Origin of the sequence: Xenorhabdus bovienii SS-2004 (assembly GCF_000027225.1) — a bacterium.
GTDB lineage: Bacteria > Pseudomonadota > Gammaproteobacteria > Enterobacterales > Enterobacteriaceae > Xenorhabdus > Xenorhabdus bovienii_C.
In genome coordinates this window covers 1704766-1730245 of sequence record NC_013892.1, presented here as the reverse complement: position 1 = coordinate 1730245, position 25480 = coordinate 1704766, and the positions used below count along the sequence as shown (strand labels likewise).

Sequence of the window (25480 nt, the reverse complement as noted above, 5' to 3'; positions counted from 1 at the left end):
TTGCACATTGCTCATAAATGATATTTTTGCAAATTAACAATGGATGGTAACTGAGATGAATAAGCGATACAGAATATTCCAGCAGATTCCGGTTGCTGGGCGTTTGTCGGTCAAAACCGAGTCACGTATCCTTTTCCGTGCCGTGGCCTGCTGTCTGGCTGCCGTCAGCGCGAGTGCATTTGCGGGGAGTTATAATGATCCTGGCAGGCTGAATGATCCTGCCAGCTGGCGTACCAGTGAGTTCCGAGCTGACTGGGGGCTTGGCGCTATTCATGCTGACGAGGCTTATGCCCGTGGCTATACCGGTAAGGGGATCAAACTAGGGATATTCGATCAGCCGGTTTATACCAAGCACCCTGAATTTATGAGTCCGGATAAGGTGATCACCCTTGCCACCTCGGGGATCCGTGAATATACCGATCCCTATATTAAAGTGAAAAAAGGGGATAAATTTAATTATAATGGCACACCGACCGTAGGTTCATCCGGTAAGCTGGGGGCGCACGGCACTCACGTTGGCGGTACTGCGGCCGGTATCCGGGATGGCGAGAAGATGCATGGTGTAGCCTATAATGCACAAATCATCAGTGCCGATAATGGTGATCCTGGCCCTGAAGACGGCATCATCTTAGGTAACGATGGCGGCGTGTATCAGGCCGGCTGGAATGCGTTGATCGGGAGTGGCGCCCGTATTATTAACAACAGTTGGGCGATTGGTATTACCAAAAAATTTACACTGGGAGGCTATAACCCAGCCTATCCACACTTTACTGTAGCAGACGCCCGGAAGCAGTTTGATGAAATTAAATTGATTCTGGGGACAAAACCGGGTGGTGCGTATCAGGGCGCAATTGATGCCGCACGTGGAGGGATTGTGACGATTTTTGCTGCCGGTAACGATGGCAATCTGAATAATCCGGATGCCATGTCTGGTCTGGCTTGGTTTGTCCCGGAGATCGCCCCGAACTGGCTGACGGTTGCCAGCTTGCAGCAGGATCTTAAGAGCACTAACAGTGTGCCTTATTCCATCAGTTATTTCTCCTCTCGATGCGGCTATACCGCCAGTTTATGTGTCAGCGCGCCCGGCAGTCATATCTACAGCGCAATCATCAGTGGAACGGGCATGGATAATCTGACGACTGGCTACGCTCACTACGACGGGACTTCTATGGCCGCCCCTCATGCTGCCGGGAGTATTGCCGTGTTGATGGAACGTTTTCCGTACATGGCGGGGGATCAGATCGCATCCGTGCTTCGCACCACCGCCACCGACATGGGTGAACCGGGTATCGATGCGCTTTACGGCTGGGGGATGATTAATCTCGGCAAAGCGATACACGGCCCCGGTATGTTCTATACCGCAGAAGATATTCCACAGGCTTTCCGTATCCCTGATCCCGACGGTGTGGCCTATGGCAGTAGCCAGTTTATTGCGGATATTTCCGGTATTGGGACTGTACTCGATAAAGGCAAACCGACCGAGCGTATCTGTGATAGCCAGCAGTGTGCGCAGGATATCTGGAGCAATGATATCAGTGGTCACGGTGGACTCACCAAGCAGGGGAGCGGAACGCTTATTCTTGCTGGTAAGAACACCTATTCAGGGCCAACGTTGGTCAGACAGGGGTTATTAGATATCAACGGTGAACTGACCTCCTCAGTTTCGGTACTGGAGAGCGGTGTGCTCGGTGGTAATGGCACTATCGGCGCACTCAGCGTGCAACGCGGTGGTACGGTTGCACCGGGTAACTCTGTCGGCACTCTCAATGTTTCCCGCGACGTTGCTTTTGAAGCCGGTTCTCATTACGCCGTTGAAATCGCTGCTGACGGACGCAGTGATCATATTCAGGCGGCTGGCCGTGCACAGCTTCGCGGCGGTGACGTTGCCGTTTCCCTCGAAAACAGTGCTAATCTTCTTTCCCGCAATGAGGTACGCAGTTTAATTGGTCAACAGTACCGTATCCTCAGCGCAAAACAGGGCATCAACGGCCGTTTTGATCAGGTAGCCCCGAACTACTTCTTCCTTGGTACCAGACTGTCGTATCAGCCTGATGAGGTTACGCTCCATGTCGGGCGTAATAATACCGCTTTTGCGGATGTGGCTAAAACGCCAAACGAGCGCGCTGTGGCCGCAGCAGCGGATACACTCAGTGTTGGCAATCCGGTTTACGAGAGTATCCTGAGTTTTACTTCTGTGGATCAAGCTCGTCAGGCCTTCAGTCGGCTTGATGGGCAGATCCATTCTGATATTACCTCCTCGCTGGTCAATGACAGCCGTTATCTGCGTGATACCCTGAATACTCGTCTAAGTCAGGCTGAAGGCCGTGCTTCATCGTCCGATATCCGCGAAGATGATAATGGTGCATGGGCACGTCTGCTCGGTGCGTGGAGTCACGCTTCGGGTACGAATAACAGTACGGGTTATCAGGCTTCCACTTACGGTGTACTGCTCGGATTTGATGCGCCTACTGATGCTTACAGCCGTCTGGGTATCGCGACCGGCTACACCCGTACCTCCCTTGATGGTGGCTACGACTCCAGTGCTGACAGCAATAACTACCACCTCGCCCTCTATGGTGACCGTCAGTTCGGTGATCTGGCACTGCGTGTCGGCGGTGGATACACTTGGCATCGCATTGATACTGCTCGTTCCGTCAGCTACGGCAGCCAGTTCGATAGTCAGAGTGCTAAATACAGTGGCCGTACGGCACAGTTGTTCGCAGAGGCTGCGTACAATCTGCCTGCCGGGTCAGTGAACTTTGAACCATTCGTGAATCTCGCCTATGTCGGCTTCCGCAATAATGGCATTAACGAGAATGGTGCGGCAGCGGCGCTCCACGGTGATAAACAGCACACCGAGGCCAAGCTCTCCACACTGGGGCTGCGTGCGAACCACAGTTGGCAGGCAATGGGAGGAACTTCGGTTGCTTTACAGGGTGAATTAGGCTGGCAGCATCAGTATGGTGATCGTGAACGGGTTACTAGTCTGGCGTTTCGCGGCAGCGACACCAGTTTTGTGACCCGCAGTGTTCCGGCCTCTCGCGATGGCTTGGTGCTGAAGGCCAATGCGGAGATGACAGCCAGTGATAACGTGTCATTGACGCTTGGTTACAGCGGGTTGCTATCCAGCAGCCATCAGGACAACAGCGTTCACGCAGGTTTTAACTGGCGGTTCTGATAAATAATGATGAGTCTTTATTGTTGCCGCCGACATAACTCACGTTGATCGCTGTGAAAAGTTTTTGGAGATTCCCTATTGTATTCAGGCCAATGACTGGCCTGAATACAATAAATTTAAGATCATACTTCGGTATGCATTCCCGCATCTTTCCAGCCTGAGAACCCTTTTTTAAAGCGGCGGGCGCGAACGCCTTTAGCACGCAGCAATTCGAGGGCATTGGCAGAGAGAACGCAATAAGGGCCCCGACAATAGGCGATAAGTTCCTGACCGGTAGCAAGCTCGTCCAGTCTGCTTCCCAATTCATCGACCGGAATATTGATGGCGTTCGGCAAATGACCTTGTTCAAATTCCTCTTTTGGCCTGACATCAAGCAATGTCATGCTTTTTTCTTTGATCCGATCCAGCAGTTCTTCCCATGAAATAGATTCCTGATTATTTGTATCATCAATCAGCCTGCGCATTTCTGTGCGGTTAAATTCAGCATATTGCAGGAGTGCCGAGAGAATATCTGCCAGCGGGCCTTCTCCCTGCCGGTAAAGAACATGCTTGCCTTCTTTGCGGGACTGAAGCAGTCCTACGCGCTTGAGGTGCTGTAGATGCTGGGAAGTGTTGGCAACGGACAGACCGGATAAATCCGACAGACGTTCGACGGATTGCTCGGTATCGGCCAAACATTCAAGCAATGTCAGGCGGTGGGTATTCCCCAGTACTTTGGCAATTTCCGCGATCTCAACGAGAGTTTGTTTATCAAACATTGACATTTGGCTTCCAATATTATTACATTCAATAAATTCATTGAATGCAATAATATCAAAGTTTTTTGGGCGCGGCGAGTGTCAGATAAGTGATTCAACTGCGATGAATGGTCAAATTAGGAGGATGGCAACAAATGAATGAAGGGCTGGAGTTGATTGTTCGTTCTGTATTGATCGGGGCTGGTGCAACGGTTGTGATGGATCTTTGGGCGGTTTTCATAAAACGCAGCTTTGGAGTGCCATCACTGAATTATTCCATGGTTGGTCGCTGGATTGGGCATATTCCAAAAGGGATATTTGTCCATAAAAGCATTGTACAGGCTGAACCCGTGAAAGGTGAAACGGGGATTGGCTGGTTCGCCCATTACCTGATTGGGATTATTTTCGCGGGACTTTTATTATTGATTTGGGGGCTGGATTGGGCGAAAAATCCCACTTTGATCCCTGCATTGATTGTTGGTATCGTTACTGTCGTCGCGCCTTATTTTATTATGCAGCCCGGTATAGGAATGGGAATTGCAGCATCCAAAACCCCCACGCCTAATATCGCCAGATTAAAAAGCTTGATGGCGCATACGTCTTATGGTGTTGGTCTTTATTTAGCTGCACTCCTCCTGACATTATTTTCTTAATGTCAATCTTAATGACCGTCGATAAATAACTTTATGTTTATCGACGGTATATATTAATCACTACTCTTTATCACCTATTTATCTATCCCATTAATGTATTATTAATGATTATTTCATCATGTCTTTTTTTATTGTTAAAATACTCAAAATAATTACATCAACATATAAAATGGTCATGTATTAAATGATTAGATTAGGTATTAAAAATAATGTTCACGTTCAATAAAGGTTCCTATCACTTTATCGTGCATTTCTTCCGATTTTGAATACCCAATGGTTTTTCTATTCAGCCTTTTGATTCGGGTACGATGCGTTAAATTCGTTCTCTCTATACGCTGAGTAAACGCCTTTCCAGTCAAGTGCTCTTCCTCGGGAAGTGGGTCGTAAACAACATAGTCATCCGTGCAGTAAAACCGAATAGTAAAGGAAGATAAGAGGGTAAGCAGCTTGTCTAACGTTTTTCGACTGCGATCGCCAAAAACATGAGCCACTATTCGCTTCAGGCGGGGTTCCCAAGCATACCAAAGCCAGCGTTGGTTTTTCTTATTGCCGACAAACGACCATTGCTCGTCGATTTCACAGACAATCTGGATGCCACATTCCGCAAGGGGAAGTGTCGTTACGTTTCGGGGTCTGAGGTTTTTAATGTTTTCATGACGGTGGCGGTGGCGACTTTCAGGATCCGAGCGGTGTCACGAATTCCCCCGTTATTCATCGCGATATCGACAATCTGTTCTTTAACGCCGGGTTTGCAGGCCTGATAGGTATACGCCAACTGAAAGACCTTACAGCAGCTATAACAGCGATAACGAGGATGTCCGCCATTTCCTTTCCCATGTCCTTTGACCTGTTCTGATTTGTGGCAATAACGGCAATAGACATCAACTTTGGCCATACTTCATCCTTAAAAAGCCGGAAGCATATCACAGCAACTAACCATTTAATACATGACCCCAAAATCTGATAACATTCCTGCTGAAATCAAAGTAACAACATGATATCCTTTGTTATAGTAATCACTAAGAGTTACTATGTCATCTATATTAGAATGGGATAAGCCGACATTACTAAATACTTTTTCATACCCTGATTTTTCAAACCATTCTGTCAATTTTCCCCACATTGTAATACCAGCTAATTCATCATCAACCTCATCATAACTCATAATCATATTTTCTGAATCTCTTAGGCTTGCCAATGTCAGCCAATCTAACCCAGATATTCTGGTCATGACTTCAAAGCGTTAATTTGATATTCTTGTACTTTTTAATGGGATATCATCATGACTGTTACGATAGAAGTGACTTGTCGATATTGCGACCAAGCAGAACCTGTACGCAAACACGGAACAGGTAAGGCTGGCTTCCCTCGCTACTATTGCAAAGGTTGCCAAAGAACCTTTCAACTCAACTATCGTTACAACGGCCATAAACCGGGTATGAAAGAAAAAATTGTGGATATGGCAATGAATGGCTCTGGCGTGAGAGACACAGGCCGTATATTAGGTCTCGGTATCAATACGGTGATGCGGACATTAAAAAACTCTCGCCAAAACAAGTAACATCGTGACAGATCGCTTATGACGATATCACACTTATCTGTGAATTGGATGAGCAGTGGTCTTTGATAGGCAATAAAAAACAACGTCATTGGCTTTGGTATAATTTTGATACTAAAAGGAAAAAAATCATCGCCCATGTCTTTGACCCCCGAACAGATGCAACCTGCCGAAAATTGCTCAACTTATTGGCGCCTTTTAATATTCGTTTCATCACGACCGATAACTGGGGAAGTTATGCCGGAAAAATATCTGGTAGGCAAAATTTTTACCCAACGTATAGAGCGGCATAATCTCAACCTGCGAATTCATATCAAGAGGTTGGCGAGAAGAAGAACCATTTGTTACTCACGTTCGATGGAAATCCACGAAAAACTCATTGGCGCATATATTGAAAAACATCATTACAACCCTTTGGAGTCATTACCGAATATTGGAGGGGAGTTAAACAGAATATTAGGGGATTTTGAGACCCTATTTACGATTTTGTGGAATCTCCATCTCATTTAAAAGTGGCCGTTTAGGCTGTCACCGAATTCCATCATGAAGCGGATCATCGTTATACGCCAGCCACTGAGCAGTATTGTCTACTTTTTTGGATGCGCCCTGAATGGTCAGCCAAACTACCTTTTTTCACTGAATCATCTGATGGGAAGCTTTGACGTTTCTTGATGGCATGACGGATACTGTTCAGGGATTCAATGACATCAGTTTCTTTTGGTAAAGCTAGCAAATTCTTTGATCTCTGGAAGGATTGTCGATATACAAAGCTCTTAATACGGGTTCACAATGATGAGTTTGGAATTTTTTTCCAGCCGCTTATCGTCTTTATGAGGAAAATTCAGGAAAGTAAAATCATTGGATAGTATTTTAGAAAGAATATAATTAGCTTACTTTATTAATTACTTTGGATTGGTAAGAAATGAATTTGTGACTGTATAGTCATAAGAGTTGTGAACTCTAAGCTATTTATCTTAAGGATAAACATACTTAATAATTCGTGTTAAATATATTTTATAAATTGTTCAATGTAGGATTATTCGCCATGATTGTAAATTTATATTAATTATTTAAAGAGCCATGGCGTGTTATAAAGTGATGATCCGTGATTATATAAATATTTAAAACTTTCATTTAGGAAAAAGGGAAAATATGAGCAAGGTTACTGTTTTTCCGAGTTTTGGCCTGACTGGTGAAGTTTTTATACCATCATCTAAACCTCATATTCAGCGTGCATTATTACTAGCTTTACTGAATGAAAATACAACGAAAATTGTTAATATATCTTGGAATGTAGAAACTGAAAATCAAATTAATGCTCTGAAAAAATTTGGTCTAGAAATATTGCATAAAGATGGAACAACACTGTTACTTCGTGGTGTAGGTAGAAATTTATCGTATAATGGGGAGATATATGCAGGTGGTTCAGGTATGTTATTCAGAATGTGCGCAGCTTTAGCATCTCTCATTGATAATGAAAAAATAGTAATAAAATGCAATGAATCTTTATTTAATAGAGAGAGTGTGTTTGACGAAGATTTCTGTAATTATTTAGATATTCATATTGAACGTATTGAAAATGAAAAGATTATAATCACTAAGAGTGAAACTAATATAAAAAAACCATTGACTGTTTTGAATAGCACTCAGTTCATTACGTTTGCTCTATTTGTCACTCCTTTCAGCAAACAAAATATAGTCCCTATAGTTATGGACGGCAGTAAAATGGGCTATATTGATATGACGATAAAATCAATGTCCCTTCTAGGGAGCATGGTTACATATGAACAAAAGCACTTTAAAGTAACTAAATATATACCTAAAGATATTGAAATAAAAATACCCTCTGATTTCACATCATTAAGCTATATAGCATCTTCTATATTAAGCTCAAAAGGTGTTAGTGATGTATTGATAAGAAATTATTATTTTAATGACACAATAAATGAACGTGATTTATTTAAATTTTATCAAAGTATAGGTCTAATTATTAAGTATGATTCAAATTGGAATAATTTGAGAATATTCAGGCAGTCGATTAGGTTATGGGATGGTGAATTTTCATTGAAAGAGCTTCCTTCCGTAGCCGTAAACATAATTGCTGCTTCATCTAATTTGAAAGGAAAAAAAATTTTTAGTGGGGTAAGGGGAATAAATAATCATAAAAGTCAACGAGCATTTATTGTTAATGAAAATATAAGAACAATGGGAGGGAGTAGTGTTCTAATATTCGATAGAGTAGGAATGTTTGAGTCAATATATATTGAAGGAAAAGGACCGTTGAATGGAGGAGTTGAACTTAAAAGTTACGGTGACCATAGAATTTGTGCTGCTAATCTCATAGCATCGCTCGGTGCTGAGAAAGAATCCATAATATACGATATAGATAAATTAAATGATGGATTTCCCGATTATATCGATACGCTGAGGAATTTAGGCGTTCATATTAAATAGTTAAATTATTTCTTTGAGGGTGAAAAATGTCTAAAAGAATTGATAAAGATAGTAAATTTGTTGAGGTGATTTATTCGAAACGTTTACAGGGTACACTTAACTTACCAGCTTCTAAAAGTTCCTCAACTCGAGCCCTTCTAACTTCTTCCATTACTTCTGGAAAAAGTATTATCAGAAATATTGCTACTGGTTTTAATACCATAGCGATGAAATCTAATTGTGAGCGATTGGGGGCTGTTTTCAAAGAAGATAAAGGTAATTTGATAGTAAATGGAATTGACGTGAGTTCTATCAACCAGCCTTTAGAGTTCAATCCAGGTAACTCAGGGGTAGTATTGAGGTTGTTGATGGGGGTAGCGGGTTTCTTACCAGAGACAAAATTTATAACCGATTATCACGCCTCTCTTGGATTTCGTTCTCAAACAGAAATGGTTAATGCGCTATGTATGTTGAATGTTCAATGTAGAGCATTGGGAGAAGAGCATCGACTTCCTATCAGGATTAAGTCTGATAGAAAGTTAAATGATTATACAGAGGTATCTTGTAGAAAAAGCTCACAATTTTTAAGTGGATTACTATATCTTGGAGCAGTGATGGATAATGACTTAACTATAAAGGTAGTCGACAAAATAACAGCTCCATCAATGGTTCACACAACAATTAATAACCTTAAGAAAGCGGGTATTAGAATCGAATATGATAGTGATTTTCGTGAATTTTTTGTACATGGTCGATGTCGATTGCAGGCAAGTGATTTTACAGTAGGTTCTGATCCAGCTAGCACTGCTGCAATCCTTGCGCTTTGTGGCTCCCTAGAATCAGAAGTTCAATTGAATGGTTTCTTCGAAGAAGAACTGGGAAATGGTGCTGTGATTCAATATCTAATCGATACAGGGACTAATATCGAATTTATTGGGAATGAAACGATAATAATTAGAGGGAGTACAGAAATTCGTCCTTTAGATTTTGACGGTTCTTTGGCCCCTGATGCAGTTCCCGCATTAGCGGCTAGAGCTTCATTAGCCTCTGGTACAAGTATTTTTTATAACATTGAGCATATCCGTTATAAAGAGTCTGATCGGATATCTGATTTTAGAAAAGAATTATCAAAACTAGGGGTAAAATCAGATGAAAAACATGATCAACTCATTATCCATGGGAACCCCAAAGGATATAAAGGCAGGGTGGTTCTAGATGGACATTACGATCATGGACTTATTATGGGGCTCACAACAATAGGCCTTCATTGTAGTGAGCCTGTTATTATAAAAGAACCATTTCATGTAGGGCAAACTTACCCAGAATATTTTTCTGAAATTCGTTCCTTAGGTGCGAAAGTTAATGAGCTGGCTAAATTAAAATAATCCTATTTTAGTAAAGGAAAATATTTTATGTGTGGAATTGCAGCAATTTTTACGACAAAAAAAATTTTAATTGAACAATTGGATAATAAGCTTTTCTCTATGATAGAAAGGATTAAACATCGAGGAGATTTATCTCGTTTTAATGAACACCTAGTTAAAGAATACGTTGGGCTTGCCACAAATCGCTTGGCAATTGTCGAGAGAGAAACCGCGACTCAACCTGTTTCAGACGAAGAAAGGGATATTCATGTCATCCTTAATGGGCAAATATTCAATTATAAAAAAATACGTGAAAAACTTATCAAAAGAGGACACGAATTTAAAGGATATGGAGATGCAGAGGTAATATTAAAGGCATATATTGAATATGATTTAGAATTTGTAAATATGCTAGATGGAATGTTTGCATTTGTCATATATGATAATAGAAAATCAAAGTTTCTGATCGGTAGAGATCACGTGGGTATAAAGCCTCTTTACTATGCAAAAAAGAATGATGTTTGGTATGTGGCATCAGAAATGAAATCTTTTCTAGCACTTGATGTTGAAGTTAAGACACTTGAGCCTGGGAGTCTTTATGATGGTAATGAGCTTTATAAGTATACTCGTTATGATAAATCTATAGAAAAAAGCAAGGATTGTTATCTTGTAGCAAAACAAAAAGTTCGTAAGTTGATGGAAGAGGCGGTTGAGTCTCAAGTTGACACTGATCTGCCGGTTGCTGTTATGTTTAGTGGTGGAATAGACGGTCATGTATTAAATGGTTAGTTGCTGTGATATGCTTCCGGCTTTTTAAGGATGAAGTATGGCCAAAGTTGATGTCTATTGCCGTTATTGCCACAAATCAGAACAGGTCAAAGGACATGGGAAAGGAAATGGCGGACATCCTCGTTATCGCTGTTATAGCTGCTGTAAGGTCTTTCAGTTGGCGTATACCTATCAGGCCTGCAAACCCGGCGTTAAAGAACAGATTATCGATATCGCGATGAATAACGGGGGAATTCGTGACACCGCTCGGATCCTGAAAGTCGCCACCGCCACCGTCATGAAAACATTAAAAACCTCAGACCCCGAAACGTAACGACACTTCCCCTTGCGGAATGTGGCATCCAGATTGTCTGTGAAATCGACGAGCAATGGTCGTTTGTCGGCAATAAGAAAAACCAACGCTGGCTTTGGTATGCTTGGGAACCCCGCCTGAAGCGAATAGTGGCTCATGTTTTTGGCGATCGCAGTCGAAAAACGTTAGACAAGCTGCTTACCCTCTTATCTTCCTTTACTATTCGGTTTTACTGCACGGATGACTATGTTGTTTATGACCCACTTCCCGAGGAAGAGCACTTGACTGGAAAGGCGTTTACTCAGCGTATAGAGAGAACGAATTTAACGCATCGTACCCGAATCAAAAGGCTGAATAGAAAAACCATTGGGTATTCAAAATCGGAAGAAATGCACGATAAAGTGATAGGAACCTTTATTGAACGTGAACATTATTTTTAATACCTAATCTAATCATTTAATACATGACCTATAAAATGGCATGCCATAAAAAATAACACGTTAAAATTATCATTATATTCAATTGGTTGTGATTGTTTTTTATGATAATGCTCATATAACATTAATTGTTAATTTGATATCGTTATTAGATATAATTTATGGTTATAAAAATGTTGCAATGTTGTTAGGCGATCAATATCATCACATTAAATCCGGATATTTAATTATTAATTATTGATGGGGATAATAGAAGTTGAGGATTTCTTTAATCTGGAAATTATTTTTTCTTTTAGTATTTAATATTAAACCGGTTTAGTTATGTTTCAGAATATTTATCGGATCTGTTTGATTTTTGTTTTAAACAATTTACTGCAAGTAACTAAAAATAATATCACATAGAGAAAACTCGATTTCTCTGCTACACGATAGAGGATAATGTATGCAACATTTTCTCAGGGCATTGCAAGAGTCTGGATTACAAGTTTCTCTTTCTTCTTCTGAATTAGCTGAACTAGAAAATAAAAATACAGAAGCGGGAATATCTCCTCTCACACAGCAGATTCACGAAATGCTTTGCAGTGCATTGCCACTGAATATGACTATCCCCAAAACGTTATTTACAAAAGAGTCTACAACAGACGATTTTCCACTGACGGATATTCAATATGCTTACCTGATCGGCCGTAATCCTGGATTGGAACTGGGTGGACGGACGAGTTGTCTGTATACCGAATGGGATGTCAAATCCTTAGATATCAAGGTACTGAATGACGCGCTCAACATGGTGATTGGATACCATCCCATGCTGCGGACTGCGTTATCTTCAGATGGTCAGCAACGGGTTTTATCTGAATCATTGGCCTATACCATTTCTATTCAGGATGGCAGAGCGTGGCCGGCATCAGAAAAAGATAAACAACTGGCTGATATTCGTCAGAAAATGGAAACACAGTTATTACCCGTAGATAAAACCCCGTCATTTGATATACGTGCAACGATACTCAGTGATGAAATTACCCGTTTGCACCTTTATTTTGATTTGATGTTCATGGATCTTCATAGCGTCAGATTGGTATTACGGGACTGGGGGCGGGTTTATCAGGGCTGCGAATTGCCTGAATTAGGTGACGAAGCAAATTTTCATAATTATATCAAGGCTGAACGTTATCTACAGGGGCAACCACAAGGGCAGTATGATAAAACTTATTGGGAACAACAGTTCGATAACTTACCGCCATCCCCCGAATTGCCATTGAAAAACGCCCCTGAATTGATTTCTCCACCGATGTTCAAACGTTACAGTCGGAAAATAGCGACAGAAACCTTATCCGCTCTTAAGAAAAAAGCAGAGCAGCAAAAACTGACGCTTGAAACGTTGTTGTTGGGAACTTATGCAGAAGTTCTCCGTCAGTGGTCAAAACGTCAGACTTTTACGTTGACCATCACACAGCTCGGTCGTCGTCCCTATTTTTCAGCGGTTGAAAATATTGTCGGGAACTTCCTGCAACCTACATTACTGGCAATACAGGGAACAGAAAACGATAGTTTCAATGATCGGTTAGTACAGCTTCAGACTGATTTTCTGATGAATCGTTGGCATTCTTCCTACAATGGTGTTCAGGTCTTGAGGGAGCTGACTCGTCGCAGTCATGGCAGTCGCGCAGTTTCTGCACCGGTGGTATTCAGTAATACTCTGACAGCCCATTTAGACGATGTTGTCACGGATATGGACTGGGCTGACACAGTACAGGTTTATAGCAGTAATCAAACCCCTCAGGTATGGCTGGAAAACCAAATCGTTCGCGTTGATGGCATCGTCCAGATTAACTGGAATACGGTTAGTGAGCTGTTCCCCGATGGTATGGTTGAAGCCATGCTGGATAGTTATATGGAACTCCTCATCGTCTGCGCAGAAGACGATTCTGTGTGGGGCAAAACCGGATCATTGGTAAAACTTCCTGCGTCCGATAGGGCAGAACGCGCCAAGGCTAATGCAACGGATATTGATCTTGCTCCCCGGCTTCTGCATGAAATGGTTTTGCAGGCCGCAGAGAAATTCCCTCACTCCATTGCCCTTGTGCAGGGCGGAAAGTACTTTACTTATGCTGAAATGGTCAAGGGTGCCAGTGAAGTCGCAAAATCTCTTCGTGCGTCAGTCCAGATTCATCCGAATGATATTGTGGCGGTTTCTCTGCCACAAGGCCCGGCATTGGTGCTTGGGGTATTGGGAATTCTCATGTCGGGAGCAGCCTATGTCGCCATTGACCCTCAACTTCCCGCAGAGCGTCGGATGAATTTGCTCAGGCGCTGCTCCGCCAAAGGCATCGTCACTGAGAGCAGCCTTTCTAATGAGGATGAATCGGCTGATTTATTCCGGATCAATCTGGATGAGTGCCTTATGTCTGAGGCAATGGATACAGAACAGAAGGTCTCTGCTCATTTATCTTCCGTACAAGCGTTGGATGATTTGGCATATGTCATCTTTACCTCGGGTTCAACGGGAGAACCGAAAGGAGTTATGGCTTCCCATCGCAATGCGGCGAACACGGTACTGGATATCAATCGCAAATTTCATGTGACAGAAAAGGACACGGTTTTATCCGTTGCGCCTGCCGGATTTGACCTGTCTGTATATGATTATTTCGGCGTGCTGGGGGCAGGAGGAAAGGTTGTTTTTTCAACCTCTGAAGCGGCTAATGATCCGAAAATCTGGTTTGAGACGCTGGTTAAACATCAGATTACTATCTGGAACAGCGTGCCTGCTCCCGTCAAGGTTTTGGTAGACCGAAATGGTGGCGATCTGGCTCAGACACCATTAAGGCTGATACTGATGAGCGGTGACTGGATCCCTATCGATCTGCCTGAACGTATTCGGGAAAATCTGCCCGATACGGCGATCATCAGCCTTGGTGGCGCAACCGAAGGATCTATCTGGTCGATATGTTATCCAATTGAAGATATTGATAAAAATTGGAAAAGCATTCCTTATGGCAAGCCATTGGCAAACCAGAGATTCCATGTCCTGAACAATTGGCTTTCACCTTGCCCTAACTGGGTGACAGGTGAACTCTATATTGGGGGAGAGGGCGTTACTCTGGGTTATCTGGGTGATCTCGAAAAAACGGCGCAGCGATTCATTACCCATCCTGTTACTGGCGAGCGGTTATACAAGACGGGAGATCTGGGACGCTATATGGCTAACGGCCTGATAGAAATTCTGGGTCGTGAAGATAATCAGGTGAAAATCAATGGATACCGCATTGAATTAGGTGAAATTGAAGCCTGTCTCCTGACTCACGAAAACGCTGGTCACGTCGTCATGGATGCCCCCGTCCATGCCAAAACAGGTCAGCGGCATATTGTGGCCTATGTGGTTCCCTCTGTTGCGGATACATCAGAAGATCCTGCCCATTTTCAGGAGCAGTTGAGGGAAATTGCCCGCAATATACTGCCGTCCTATATGGTGCCGAGCTATTACGTGTTGCTGGCTCATATGCCGTTAACCAGCAACGGTAAAATTGACCGCAAGGCGCTGCCACTTCCTTGGGCTGATAGCGAAGAACACACAGCAATCGCCGTCGATCCGGCCAATGAGATAGAAACAAAAATTTTACAACTCTGGCAGTCACAGCTCCAGCATGATGACTTCGATGTCACCGATGGCTTCTTCGATATTGGGGGGGACTCACTGCATGCCGTTGGTCTGCTTAGCGCTCTGCGACAGGAATTTAATATCACGCCCGCCGGCGAGCAGGACATTATCGAAGGGTTGTTCATGAACTCCAACATTCAGGCATTCTCTCGGATTATCGAGACGATTATGCAATCTCAAGCGGTGAGTGACCTATGACCAAGACATACGATTACATCGTGGTAGGTGGCGGCTCTGCGGGGTGTGTGGCTGCATCGCGCCTGTCTGAGAACGGTACGAAATCGGTACTGTTGCTTGAAGCGGGTCACGCATCTGATGTTAATGATCCGGCCAGCCCGCTCCGGGATGCGTCAAGGCTGGTACTGGAAGGGTATAACTGGGATTACGAAGCGAATGTACGCAGTGAAGATCGGTTCGCCGATCTCATTTCGCCTTCTCATTACCTGCAAGATGAAAAAAAACAAGAGCACAAACACCGGGGAAGAAAACTGTTCAATTATCGGGTGGGAAAGGTGCTTGGTGGTTCTTCTGCCGTTAATGGTGCCATTGCCTTCAGGGGATTTCCCAGCGATTTTGAACAGTGGGTGAAAATGGGTTGTTCTCGCTGGTCTTGGGAACAGGTTCTGCCGTGGTTTAAACATCTGGAGAATGACGTCGATCGCACGGGTGATGATAACCACGGTTCACTGGGGCCAATGTGTTTGCGCAGACCGCAACATGAGGAAATCCATCCCCTCGATATGGCTTTTGCCCATGCTTGTGAGCAGTCGGGTGTTCCCTATGTGGATGATCTTAATGCCGGAGAGTCTCCCGCCGTAGGGCCTGTACCTGCCAACGTCATCAATGGGGCTGAAAGAGTGGATGTTTATCGCTCATATCTTGAACCTGTTCTTCATAGAAAGAACCTGCGCGTTATGACGGATGTGCTGGTGGCACAGATCATTTTTAACGGAACGGTAGCGGCCGGCGTAAAAGTGATTCAGGCCGGAGAAGAACAGATTTATCACGCAGAGCACATCGTTCTCTGTGCAGGCGCAATTGGTTCGGCAACCCTGTTACAGCGTTCAGGTGTCGGCGATCCCGGACATCTGCGTGCTTTGGGCATTCCGGTGATTGCGGAGTTGCCCGCCGTTGGCCGAAATTTGACTGATCACGCTTCAGTTGTGCTCTGGTCATTGCCGAAAACCGGCGTGTGTACAACGGGTTTACCGTGGCGGCAAATTGCTGCCCGCATCAGCAGTGGCTATGACACAAAAGTTGATGTGCAAATCGGGCTGTTGAACAATGTTGCCAGTGAGACGGTGCCGGGATTCAAAGATCGTGTCGCTTATCCCATGCTGGTTGGTGCTTCCGTGATGCTGATGCGGCCACAGGCTCTGGGGCGTGTTTTTATCAGTACCGCCGATCCTACCGTGCTGCCCCAGATTGACCTGCCACTGACCCGCAATCCTGCGGATATCGCCCGTCTTGTCGGTGGTGTTCGTAAAATATGGGAAGTCCTGCGGCATCCGGAAGTTGATGCGTTTCTGGATGGGATTCAGTTTTGGTCTCATTCCATGATTTACAACGATGAAATCATGAACAGTGCGATTAAGAACCTTGTTAATCCGGGCTGGCATGCGTCAGGAACTCTCAGAATGGGAGCTGACTCTGATCCTGACTGCGCTACTCAAGAGGATGGACAAGTGTATGGCATCACGGGAGTGACCGTAGCTGATGCATCGCTGTTTCCCACCATTCCTTCGATGCCGACCAATCTGACGACCATCATGACCGCTGAACGGATTACCAGCTTTCTGATGGAGCGAGAGGCAGTGATAGCACGGAGGGAAAATGAACATTAATTGCAGACGGGTCATTTATGCCTTTCCACATGCAGGGGCGACAACGGCCATTTATCGTCCTTGGCTGAATGCTCTGGCGGCCACGAAAGCCGCGATCTTGCAGCCTGTGGCAATCCCCGGTCGGGGGCATCTAGCCAAAGAGCCTGAAATCCATGAGTTAGAGCCGTTGGTTGATCGGCTGGCCTCAGATATTTGGGCGGATTTTCAGCAGAAGCAGGCGCAGGGGATCACGGAGTGGATTACATTCGGCCACAGTTTTGGTGGTGTGCTCAGTGTTGCGGTGGGTCAGATACTGCACGAGCGCTACGGGCTTACCCCTCAGTTTGGTGTGGTGTCCTGCTCGGTGCCGCCTCAACTTCAACCGTATGATGAGCGGCATGAATGGACAGATGAACAATTGATTCAGAAAACCAGAGAAGATCAGGGAACGCCTGAGGCGATTTTGAACGAACCGGCGCTGATAAAACCCATCATCAGGCAATTACGCAATGACTACCTCATACGTAGCCAATTTACTCAGCTTGGCAACATGCAGGTGGATTATCCACTGGTGCTGGTTTCAGCCAGTCAGGACATACATGTCGGTTTGGCAGATATGCAGGTCTGGAAAAATCACACTTCTCACAAGACCTCACTCATCCGTATTGAAGGGGATCACTTTGCCGTCTACCGGCACTGGGATGCCATCAAACAAATACTGCTGAGTGACAGTGAAACGCAACAATAGGCTGACAAAGAATTTGGAGTGAATATGCGTATTGAGATTGATAATTTCGACGATTACCGGAAATCTTGTCGTGAATTTCTTGAGAGTGAGATCGTTCCTGAACATCAGGCTTGGGAATATAATGGTCTGATGGCGCGTTCTTTTTGGGAGAGATTAGGTAAGGCTGGCTTGTTGGGTATCAGTGTCAGCCCAGAATACGGCGGCTTGGGAAAACATGATTACCGTTTTGCCGTGATTCTGACGGAAGAGCTTATCAGAGCTGGCGTTACAGTCCCGGGGATCGTCGCCCATAACGATATTATTGCCAGTTACATTTTTGCCCTCGGCAGCGGAGAACAGAAACAAAAGTGGCTGCCGGAATTATGCCTCGGGAAGCGAGTCGCAGCCATTGCCATGACTGAACCCGGCGGTGGTTCTAATACGGCAGATATCAAAACTGTGGCCAAACGGCAGGGAGATCACTATCTGGTCAATGGCGGCAAAACCTATATCACCAATGGTATCAATGCTGATCTGATCGTGGTGGCGGTAAAAACAGAGCAGGGTCAGCAAGGTCAGGGGATCAGCCTGCTGGTGATAGAACGGGATATGGCCGGGTTCTCCAGAGGGGAGCCAATGAAGAAAATTGGCTGGAACGGCAGCGACACGGCTGAACTGTTTTTCCATGATTGCAAAGTTCCTGTTACCAATCTGATTGGCCGTGAAAATCTCGGTAACTATTACTTCATGTCGGCAATGCCACGGGAACGGCTCAGTATCTCAGCGGTGGCGGTTGCCAGCGCAGAACATATTTTACAGAGTACGCTGGCTTACGTGAAAGAAAGAAAAGCGTTTGACCAGCCGATTGGCTCCTTTCAATACAACCGTTTTATCCTTGCACAGTTGGATACCGAAGTAAAAATTGCCCGCATCTATCTTGATAACGCCGTTGAGCAATTTAGCAAGGGTCTTTTTAGTTTGGTGGATGCTGCCCGTATCAAATGGTGGACAACGGAACTCCAGATGAAAGTCGCGGATCGATGCCTGCAATTATATGGCGGGGCAGGTTATATGCGTGATTCTGTTGCGGGCAAAAACTGGCTCAATAGCCGCGCTCAAACTATTTATGGTGGAACCAGTGAAGTTTTACAGGAAATGATCAGTAAATCGATGGGGCTTTAATAATCAACGGTTATTGTTTGAATAATGAGCAAGGCAGGGCTTATTCCTCACTACCGTACTTTCAGGAAGTACAAGGGCAATGTCATACCAAAAGGACGTTTGGATAAATTAAGGGCCATTGCTTCTCTGGAGTTGGGTTAATTAGTACCAAAAAATCGTCATAGTCAGAATGACGACGTCATTCATGTATTCATATGAGAGGTATGTTATGGCAAATGAAAAGCCAACCTTATTCGAATGGATGGGGGGCAGAGAAAAACTCATGCACCTTATGGAAGTCTTCTATGCCAAGGTTGAAAAAGACGAACTGCTTGAACCCCTGTTTAAAAATATGAAAGCCGATCACCCCGGCCATGTTGGCATGTGGCTGGAAGAAGTACTCGGTGGAGAAAGCCGCTATACCGATGAGCGCGGTGGTTTCAAAGTCATGCTGAGTCGGCACAGGGGCAGAAGCATCCAACCCGAGCAACGGACGAGATGGGTAGAATTATTGATGAAGTCTGCCGATGAAATCGGTCTTCCGTCAGATCCTGAGTTTCGTTCAGCCTTTGCGGCCTATATCGAATGGGGTTCACGCAGGGCAGAAGCCAATTCCCAGCCGGATGCCGCACCATCACGCCGCGAAACTGTACCAAAATGGGGCTGGGGGGAAGCACCTCCGGGAACGCCCTGATTTTTCTGAGAACTTCGTAATAGTGAGGTGAGATCATGCTGTTGGCTGTCAGTGACTTACATGTATCCCATGCAGCAAATCGGGCGATAGTCGATTCATTCAGACCATCGACACCGGACGATTGGCTCTTGTTGGTGGGTGATATTGCAGAACAGGAGTCAGACTTTACATGGGTCATAAGTACGCTTTCCCAACGGTTTGCACAGGTAATCTGGACGCCGGGAAATCATGAACTCTGGTGCAGTCCCAGAGATCCTGTGAAATTACCCGGTGTACTGCGTTATGAGCATCTGGTAAACATCTGCCGACAGCACAATGTGCTCACTCCAGAAGATGAATTCCAACGTTACCCTATGGGGGATGGTACATTTGTAACCATTGCCCCCATATTTACGCTATACGATTATTCATTCAGAAATGCGACCGATTATACGGCAGATCAGGCTATAGAACGCGCCCGTCGCTGCGGCATCATCAGTTCCGATGAGTTTTTCCTGAAAACCTATCCCTATAAAAATATTATCGAATGGTGTCGGGAACGCATCCAATATACCGAAAAACGTTTGAATCACATTCAGGATGGCGAAGGTATTGTGCTCATGAGCCACTTTCCGATTATCCGAAAACCGACCGAATCTTTGCGCAATACCGAATTTTCTATTTGGTGTGGCAGTGAAAAAACTCGCCAGTGGGCATCAAGAAAAGGGGTACACATGGTGGTATATGGTCATTTGCACATTCCCAATATCGAATATATTCATGGTGTTGCTCATGTGGAAGTCTCTTTGGGATACCCACGGGAATGGCAGGAGCGTGGCAGACATTTCTGTCTGGTAGAGCTGGATGAGTGGCTGGAATATGCCAGTGAATATCGCTAACAACCTATTCTGATCATCAAGAACATTCTGATAATAAAAGGCCAATTTACCCATGAAATATGATGAAACTAATCAAAAAATAAAACCGAGGATTTTAATTGGAGCCACGGGATCAGTCGATATTGTCCTCCTTCCCAGATATCTTTCGGCTATTAAGGCGGCGATTGACTGTACATTGACGGTATTGATGACAAACAGCGCTATCCCCTTTTTGCCAGCGGAAACCATTGCCCTCTATGCTGATCGGGTTATCAGCGGAGAAAAACCACAGGATTGGCCAACCGATAAGCCTTCTCGCATTGTGGCTGATCATGATCTCATGGCGGTTCTGCCTGCAACGGCAAACACGATGGCGAGTGCTGCTCATGGTGCGACTCCCAATCGTTTGACAACGGTCATTCTGGCTTCCACGTTTCCGGTACTGTTCTTTCCCGTAATGGGGAGCGTCATGTGGGAAAAAAATGCAACACGTCGCAATATCAGACAGTTAAATGATGATGGTTATCATGTTATTGAACCTGTTTGGCATGAAAACTTTGACGCATCACTGCAAAAGATGGTTGGGCATCCTTCCCTGCCGGATATTGAAACTGTGATTTCACTGCTGAAGCAATATTTGCCTAAATAATTTACTGAAATCGATGGGATATATATGGGGAGTACTCAGGTATTCTGACGGTATTTAACATATGGACTGCGTACTCTTCCTCTTTCCTACCTATCTGCTGACCTCGCATTAAAACAAGGATGAATCCCTGTGTTATCAGAATAAAATCACTGACAAGTTGCAGAATAGATATCTTAAAATATCGAATAAGTCTTATTTTTATCTGTTTTAAAGTCTGGTAGGGTTATTAGTGGAAATCATAGAATCCCTATTTTATAACTATAAATCGGTAACTTATGTCGCAACATTATAATCGTGCGTTAAATAAACAAGATTACAAAACTCTGTCTTTGGCTGCTCTGGGTGGAGCTTTAGAGTTTTATGACTTCATTATATTTGTCTTTTTTGCCGTTGTGCTCGGCGAGCTATTTTTCCCTGCGGACATCCCTGTGTGGCTCCGGCAACTTCAAACCTTTGGCATTTTCGCGGCAGGTTATCTCGCTCGTCCTTTAGGGGGGATCATCATGGCGCATTTTGGTGATTTGATTGGGCGTAAGAAAATGTTTTCGCTCAGTATTCTTCTGATGGCCTTACCGACATTGATCATTGGAGGATTACCCACTTATGATACGATTGGCATTGCTGCCCCTGTTTTATTATTACTGATGCGCATTATGCAGGGAGCGGCAATCGGCGGAGAAGTGCCGGGTGCCTGGGTATTTGTGGCGGAGCATGTTCCCCATAAACGCATCGGTTTTGCTTGCGGGATCCTGACAGCCGGGCTGACCATTGGCATTTTGCTTGGCTCGCTGGTGGCCACGATCATTACCTCCATTTATACCAGACAGGACGTTTTGGATTGGGCATGGCGTCTGCCATTCTTTATTGGTGGGGCTTTTGGCTTGTGTGCTATGTATCTGCGCCGTTGGTTACAGGAAACGCCCGTCTTCAGGGAAATGCAGGAACGTAAGGCATTGGCGGACGGGCTGCCACTGAAATCTGTGATCTTGAACCATAAACATGCCATCATCGTTTCCATGTTGCTGACATGGCTGCTCTCTGCGGGCATTGTTGTTGTCATTTTGATGGCACCGACCTATATGCAGACTGTTTTCCATCTGGAGCAGTCACTCACCCTGAAAGCTAACAGTCTGGCGATTATCATGCTGGCAATCGGCTGTATATTAGCCGGTCATTTATGCGATAAATGGGGCGCCAGTCTGGTTTTAGTGGCCGGCTGCGTTCTGCTCGCTGTAGCCTCATGGTTTTTCTACCATAATATCAGTGATGAACCGGGCAGATTATTCAGTGCTTATGCTGTGGCGGGATTCTCCGTTGGCGTACTTGGAGCAGTGCCTTTTGTCATGGTTCAGAGCTATCCGCCGGAAGTGCGGTTCAGTGGAATTTCATTCTCATACAATATGTCTTACGCCATTTTTGGTGGGCTGACCCCTATTTTCGTCACCCTGTTACAGGTCTATACCCAGTTTGCGCCCGCTTACTATATTCTGGTTTTATCTGTTGTAGGTATACTCTTGGGGTTACATTTGCGCGTCAGAAAAAAGTGACACAAAAAAACAGGATGAGCGATGGCTCATCCTGTTTAATCGGGTTTTGCTAGCGTTGCTTGCTTGATATTGTCAGGCGTGTTTCACTTCGCCAATCGGCAGAACAGTACGGCCATATTGTTCATTCAGAACCTCAGCCATAGCCAGATAGAAAGCACTTGCCCCGCAGACAATACCTTCATAACCTGCGAAGGTCAGGAGGCCGGTATTGCCTGTGATATTGCTAATTGCCAGCAGTGCGAACAGCAGCGTCAGGCTGCCAAACACAAATTGCAGGACCCGGTTAGCTTTCAACGTTCCAAAAAACATAAACAGAGTGAAAATACCCCATAAGGCGAGGTAAACACCGAAGAATTCATGGCTGGTGGCATCTGCCAGACCCATTACCGGCAGGAACAACAAACCGATCAGACTCAGCCAGAACATACCGTAAGAGGTAAATGCGGTTGCGGCAAAGGTATTTCCTTTTTTGTATTCAATAATGCCCGCCAGCACCTGAGCCAAACCACCATAAAAAATTCCCATGCTCAAAATGGCCGATGCCAATGGGAAAAAACCTGCATTGTGCAAATTCAACAAAATTGTTGTCATGCCAAAGCCCATCAAACCCAACGGGCCTGGATTCGCCAACTGATTAGAATGCATATTTCCTCTGGAAAAAACAAATAAAACAAAATATTAAAAAGGTTTTATGGCCTCTGACAGCGCCAATAAACCATAAAGGGCGGCGCATAATAATGTGATGGCATCAACTAAACAATGGGCTGGAAAAGAATTTTTTTATTAAACTTAATTTTTTTCAACGCAACCCTTGATGATTGAATGAATGACCCCCATTTAAGTCTCAACCGCGGTTACTAGCGACATTTCGGTGTTTAGCCGAAAGTTTAAAAATGAGGAATTTCAGGCAATCAGTGCCATTGAAAAACAAACATCCGTCCTCATATTGTTAAGTAACTTGACTTATATATGAATTCTTTGTGGAGGCGTTTAGATGGGTAAAATCATTGGTATCGACTTGGGAACTACCAACTCTTGTGTAGCAATTATGGACGGCACAACTGCTCGTGTGCTTGAAAACAGCGAAGGTGATCGCACTACACCTTCTATCATCGCGTATACTCAGGATGGTGAAACTCTGGTTGGTCAACCAGCTAAACGTCAGGCTGTAACTAACCCGCAAAACACATTATTCGCCATCAAGCGTTTGATTGGCCGTCGTTTTCAGGACGAAGAAGTTCAGCGTGACGTTTCTATCATGCCATATAAAATCATTGGCGCAGACAATGGCGACGCATGGCTGGAAGTTAAAGATCAGAAAATAGCTCCTCCTCAGATTTCTGCTGAAGTTCTGAAAAAAATGAAGAAAACAGCAGAAGACTATCTGGGTGAGCCAGTGACAGAAGCGGTTATTACCGTTCCTGCCTACTTCAATGATGCACAGCGTCAGGCAACCAAAGATGCTGGCCGTATTGCGGGTCTGGAAGTCAAACGTATCATCAATGAACCTACGGCGGCAGCGCTGGCCTACGGTATGGACAAAGAAGTCGGTAACCGTACTATCGCAGTTTATGACTTAGGTGGCGGTACTTTTGATATCTCTATCATCGAAATCGACGAAGTTGACGGTGAAAAAACGTATGAAGTTTTGGCAACCAACGGTGATACCCACTTGGGTGGTGAAGACTTCGATAGCCGTTTGATCAACTATCTGGTTGATGAATTCAAGAAAGAGCAAGGCTTTGATCTGCGTAACGATCCACTGGCAATGCAGCGTCTGAAAGAAGCCGCAGAAAAAGCGAAAATCGAGCTTTCTTCTGCACAGCAGACAGACGTGAACCTGCCATACATCACTGCGGATGCGACGGGTCCTAAGCACATGAACGTCAAAGTGACTCGTGCAAAACTGGAATCACTGGTTGAAGATTTGGTTAAGCGTTCTATGGAGCCGCTGAAAGTTGCCCTGAACGACGCTGGACTGTCTGTATCTGACATCCAAGACGTGATTCTGGTTGGTGGTCAGACCCGTATGCCAATGGTGCAGAAAACAGTTGCAGACTTCTTCGGCAAAGAGCCGCGTAAAGACGTCAACCCAGACGAAGCCGTTGCAATGGGTGCGGCTGTTCAGGGTGGTGTACTGTCAGGTGAAGTGAAAGATGTTCTGCTGCTGGACGTAACGCCACTGTCTCTGGGCATCGAAACCATGGGCGGCGTGATGACGGCGCTGATCACGAAGAACACCACTATCCCAACCAAGCACAGCCAAGTGTTCTCTACTGCGGAAGACAATCAGTCTGCGGTAACGATCCATGTATTGCAGGGTGAGCGTAAGCGTTCCGGTGATAACAAATCTCTGGGTCAATTCAACTTGGATGGTATTCAGCCAGCACCTCGTGGTATGCCACAGGTCGAAGTGACCTTCGACATTGATGCTGACGGTATCTTGCATGTTTCTGCGAAAGACAAAAACTCTGGTCGTGAGCAAAAAATCACCATCAAGGCATCTTCTGGTCTGAACGAAGAAGAAATCCAGCAGATGGTACGTGATGCAGAAGCGAACGCAGAAGCTGACCGTAAGTTTGAAGAATTGGTGCAAATTCGTAACCAAGCGGATCAGCTGATTCACGGTACTCGCAAGCAAGTTGAAGAAGCAGGCGACAAATTGACTGCGGATGACAAAGCAGGGATCGAGAAAGCCGTTTCTGAGCTGGAAGTTGCTGTAAAAGGCGAAGACAAAGCTGAAACCGAAGCGAAGATTCAGGCACTGGTTGAAGCTTCTAAGAAACTTCTGGAAATCGCACAGCAACAGGCTCAGGAAGGTGCTGCTGAAGCGGGCACCGCGAAAAAAGATGACGACGTTGTAGACGCTGAATTCGAAGAAGTTAAAGACAAAAAATAATAGCCCTTAGCGGGCAAAGTAACAGGG

Annotated in this window: 19 protein-coding genes and 2 pseudogenes; 16 read left to right on the top strand and 5 right to left on the bottom strand. The window is 44.8% G+C overall.

The features are described 5' to 3' along the window. Positions 1-55 precede the first annotated feature (55 nt). Positions 56-3178: an autotransporter outer membrane beta-barrel domain-containing protein gene (locus XBJ1_RS07570; RefSeq protein ID WP_012988262.1), complete on the top strand. Its 3123-nt coding sequence runs from the start codon at positions 56-58 to the stop codon at positions 3176-3178. Between the two features lie 122 nt (positions 3179-3300). Here the strand turns inward: XBJ1_RS07570 and XBJ1_RS07565 are convergent, their stop codons facing one another. Further along, positions 3301-3936 carry an ArsR/SmtB family transcription factor gene (locus XBJ1_RS07565; protein ID WP_012988261.1) on the bottom strand — a complete coding sequence of 212 codons (636 nt, stop codon included), beginning with the start codon at positions 3934-3936 and terminating at the stop codon, positions 3301-3303. A gap of 134 nt (positions 3937-4070) precedes the next feature. On the opposite strand from XBJ1_RS07565, the gene XBJ1_RS07560 reads away from it, so the two are divergent. Further along, positions 4071-4568 (top strand): DUF2938 domain-containing protein, encoded by a 498-nt coding sequence (locus XBJ1_RS07560; protein ID WP_012988260.1) that lies wholly within the window; start codon positions 4071-4073, stop codon positions 4566-4568. A 200-nt stretch (positions 4569-4768) separates the two neighbouring features. On the opposite strand, the gene XBJ1_RS20700 is transcribed toward XBJ1_RS07560, so the two are convergent. Together XBJ1_RS20700 and XBJ1_RS07550 are read right to left on the bottom strand one after the other, a co-directional pair. Beyond that, positions 4769-5463, bottom strand: a protein-coding gene (locus XBJ1_RS20700) for an IS1 family transposase (RefSeq protein WP_143827612.1) whose coding sequence is annotated in 2 segments (ribosomal slippage) — positions 4769-5208 and positions 5208-5463 — 696 coding nt in all. Because the reading frame shifts where the segments join, the coding sequence is not laid out codon by codon here. Positions 5464-5508: 45 nt separating this feature from the next. Then, positions 5509-5799: a hypothetical protein gene (locus tag XBJ1_RS07550; protein WP_012988259.1), complete on the bottom strand. Its 291-nt coding sequence runs from the start codon at positions 5797-5799 to the stop codon at positions 5509-5511. A 51-nt stretch (positions 5800-5850) separates the two neighbouring features. Between XBJ1_RS07550 and XBJ1_RS20695 the strand changes: the two are divergent. Beyond that, positions 5851-6534 (top strand): annotated as a pseudogene (locus tag XBJ1_RS20695) (IS1 family transposase); the annotation flags it as partial. Between the two features lie 98 nt (positions 6535-6632). Here XBJ1_RS20695 and XBJ1_RS22420 read toward each other — a convergent pair. Further along, positions 6633-6838 (bottom strand): annotated as a pseudogene (locus XBJ1_RS22420) (IS256 family transposase); the annotation flags it as partial. A gap of 440 nt (positions 6839-7278) precedes the next feature. Here XBJ1_RS22420 and XBJ1_RS07535 point away from each other — a divergent pair. From XBJ1_RS07535 to XBJ1_RS07480, 12 genes are all read left to right on the top strand, one after another. Next, on the top strand, positions 7279-8580 hold the full coding sequence (locus XBJ1_RS07535; protein WP_012988255.1) for a 3-phosphoshikimate 1-carboxyvinyltransferase: 1302 nt from the start codon (positions 7279-7281) through the stop codon (positions 8578-8580). A 26-nt stretch (positions 8581-8606) separates the two neighbouring features. Next, on the top strand, positions 8607-9944 hold the full coding sequence (gene aroA, locus XBJ1_RS07530) for a 3-phosphoshikimate 1-carboxyvinyltransferase (protein ID WP_038199794.1): 1338 nt from the start codon (positions 8607-8609) through the stop codon (positions 9942-9944). A gap of 27 nt (positions 9945-9971) precedes the next feature. Further along, the gene (locus tag XBJ1_RS07525) at positions 9972-10712 is read left to right on the top strand and encodes an asparagine synthetase B family protein (protein WP_012988252.1); all 741 of its coding nucleotides are present in this window, start codon (positions 9972-9974) and stop codon (positions 10710-10712) included. Positions 10713-10749: 37 nt separating this feature from the next. Next, positions 10750-11444, top strand: a protein-coding gene (locus XBJ1_RS20690) for an IS1 family transposase (protein ID WP_143827646.1) whose coding sequence is annotated in 2 segments (ribosomal slippage) — positions 10750-11005 and positions 11005-11444 — 696 coding nt in all. Because the reading frame shifts where the segments join, the coding sequence is not laid out codon by codon here. A gap of 439 nt (positions 11445-11883) precedes the next feature. Then, positions 11884-15294: a non-ribosomal peptide synthetase gene (locus XBJ1_RS07515; RefSeq protein ID WP_012988249.1), complete on the top strand. Its 3411-nt coding sequence runs from the start codon at positions 11884-11886 to the stop codon at positions 15292-15294. Then, positions 15291-16940 (top strand): GMC family oxidoreductase, encoded by a 1650-nt coding sequence (locus XBJ1_RS07510; RefSeq protein WP_012988248.1) that lies wholly within the window; start codon positions 15291-15293, stop codon positions 16938-16940. The genes XBJ1_RS07515 and XBJ1_RS07510 overlap by 4 nt, the downstream gene beginning before the upstream one ends. Further along, positions 16930-17667 (top strand): thioesterase II family protein, encoded by a 738-nt coding sequence (locus XBJ1_RS07505; RefSeq protein ID WP_012988247.1) that lies wholly within the window; start codon positions 16930-16932, stop codon positions 17665-17667. Before XBJ1_RS07510 ends, XBJ1_RS07505 begins: the two co-directional genes overlap by 11 nt. 24 nt (positions 17668-17691) lie before the next feature. Beyond that, complete coding sequence (locus XBJ1_RS07500) at positions 17692-18828, top strand: acyl-CoA dehydrogenase family protein (protein WP_012988246.1); 1137 nt, start codon at positions 17692-17694, stop codon at positions 18826-18828. Positions 18829-19036: 208 nt separating this feature from the next. Then, positions 19037-19501 carry a group II truncated hemoglobin gene (locus XBJ1_RS07495; RefSeq protein ID WP_012988245.1) on the top strand — a complete coding sequence of 155 codons (465 nt, stop codon included), beginning with the start codon at positions 19037-19039 and terminating at the stop codon, positions 19499-19501. A 35-nt stretch (positions 19502-19536) separates the two neighbouring features. Next, entirely contained in the window at positions 19537-20379 is an 843-nt protein-coding gene (locus tag XBJ1_RS07490) for a metallophosphoesterase family protein (protein ID WP_012988244.1), read from the top strand. 52 nt (positions 20380-20431) lie between these two features. After that, positions 20432-21007, top strand: a complete 576-nt coding sequence (locus tag XBJ1_RS07485; RefSeq protein ID WP_012988243.1) for a flavoprotein — start codon at positions 20432-20434, stop codon at positions 21005-21007. Positions 21008-21282: 275 nt separating this feature from the next. Next, complete coding sequence (locus tag XBJ1_RS07480) at positions 21283-22554, top strand: MFS transporter (RefSeq protein ID WP_012988241.1); 1272 nt, start codon at positions 21283-21285, stop codon at positions 22552-22554. A 72-nt stretch (positions 22555-22626) separates the two neighbouring features. Here XBJ1_RS07480 and satP read toward each other — a convergent pair whose 3' ends face one another. Next, positions 22627-23199 carry an acetate uptake transporter gene (gene satP / locus XBJ1_RS07475; protein WP_012988240.1) on the bottom strand — a complete coding sequence of 191 codons (573 nt, stop codon included), beginning with the start codon at positions 23197-23199 and terminating at the stop codon, positions 22627-22629. Between the two features lie 349 nt (positions 23200-23548). Here satP and dnaK point away from each other — a divergent pair, with 349 nt between their 5' ends. Next, on the top strand, positions 23549-25453 hold the full coding sequence (dnaK, locus tag XBJ1_RS07470) for a molecular chaperone DnaK (protein ID WP_012988239.1): 1905 nt from the start codon (positions 23549-23551) through the stop codon (positions 25451-25453). Positions 25454-25480: the final 27 nt, after the last annotated feature.

What these genes read in the sequence shown, in the direction of transcription:
- XBJ1_RS07515 (WP_012988249.1), top strand. Translation starts at nt 11,884, where the DNA reads ATGCAACATTTTCTCAGGGCATTGCAAGAGTCTGGATTACAAGTTTCT.
- XBJ1_RS07510 (WP_012988248.1), top strand. Translation starts at nt 15,291, where the DNA reads ATGACCAAGACATACGATTACATCGTGGTAGGTGGCGGCTCTGCGGGG.
- XBJ1_RS07485 (WP_012988243.1), top strand. Translation starts at nt 20,432, where the DNA reads ATGAAATATGATGAAACTAATCAAAAAATAAAACCGAGGATTTTAATT.
- satP (WP_012988240.1), bottom strand. Translation starts at nt 23,199, where the DNA reads ATGCATTCTAATCAGTTGGCGAATCCAGGCCCGTTGGGTTTGATGGGC.
- XBJ1_RS07500 (WP_012988246.1), top strand. Translation starts at nt 17,692, where the DNA reads ATGCGTATTGAGATTGATAATTTCGACGATTACCGGAAATCTTGTCGT.
- XBJ1_RS07550 (WP_012988259.1), bottom strand. Translation starts at nt 5,799, where the DNA reads ATGACCAGAATATCTGGGTTAGATTGGCTGACATTGGCAAGCCTAAGA.
- dnaK (WP_012988239.1), top strand. Translation starts at nt 23,549, where the DNA reads ATGGGTAAAATCATTGGTATCGACTTGGGAACTACCAACTCTTGTGTA.
- aroA (WP_038199794.1), top strand. Translation starts at nt 8,607, where the DNA reads ATGTCTAAAAGAATTGATAAAGATAGTAAATTTGTTGAGGTGATTTAT.
- XBJ1_RS07480 (WP_012988241.1), top strand. Translation starts at nt 21,283, where the DNA reads ATGTCGCAACATTATAATCGTGCGTTAAATAAACAAGATTACAAAACT.
- XBJ1_RS07505 (WP_012988247.1), top strand. Translation starts at nt 16,930, where the DNA reads ATGAACATTAATTGCAGACGGGTCATTTATGCCTTTCCACATGCAGGG.
- XBJ1_RS07565 (WP_012988261.1), bottom strand. Translation starts at nt 3,936, where the DNA reads ATGTTTGATAAACAAACTCTCGTTGAGATCGCGGAAATTGCCAAAGTA.
- XBJ1_RS07525 (WP_012988252.1), top strand. Translation starts at nt 9,972, where the DNA reads ATGTGTGGAATTGCAGCAATTTTTACGACAAAAAAAATTTTAATTGAA.
- XBJ1_RS07560 (WP_012988260.1), top strand. Translation starts at nt 4,071, where the DNA reads ATGAATGAAGGGCTGGAGTTGATTGTTCGTTCTGTATTGATCGGGGCT.
- XBJ1_RS07570 (WP_012988262.1), top strand. Translation starts at nt 56, where the DNA reads ATGAATAAGCGATACAGAATATTCCAGCAGATTCCGGTTGCTGGGCGT.
- XBJ1_RS07490 (WP_012988244.1), top strand. Translation starts at nt 19,537, where the DNA reads ATGCTGTTGGCTGTCAGTGACTTACATGTATCCCATGCAGCAAATCGG.
- XBJ1_RS07535 (WP_012988255.1), top strand. Translation starts at nt 7,279, where the DNA reads ATGAGCAAGGTTACTGTTTTTCCGAGTTTTGGCCTGACTGGTGAAGTT.
- XBJ1_RS07495 (WP_012988245.1), top strand. Translation starts at nt 19,037, where the DNA reads ATGGCAAATGAAAAGCCAACCTTATTCGAATGGATGGGGGGCAGAGAA.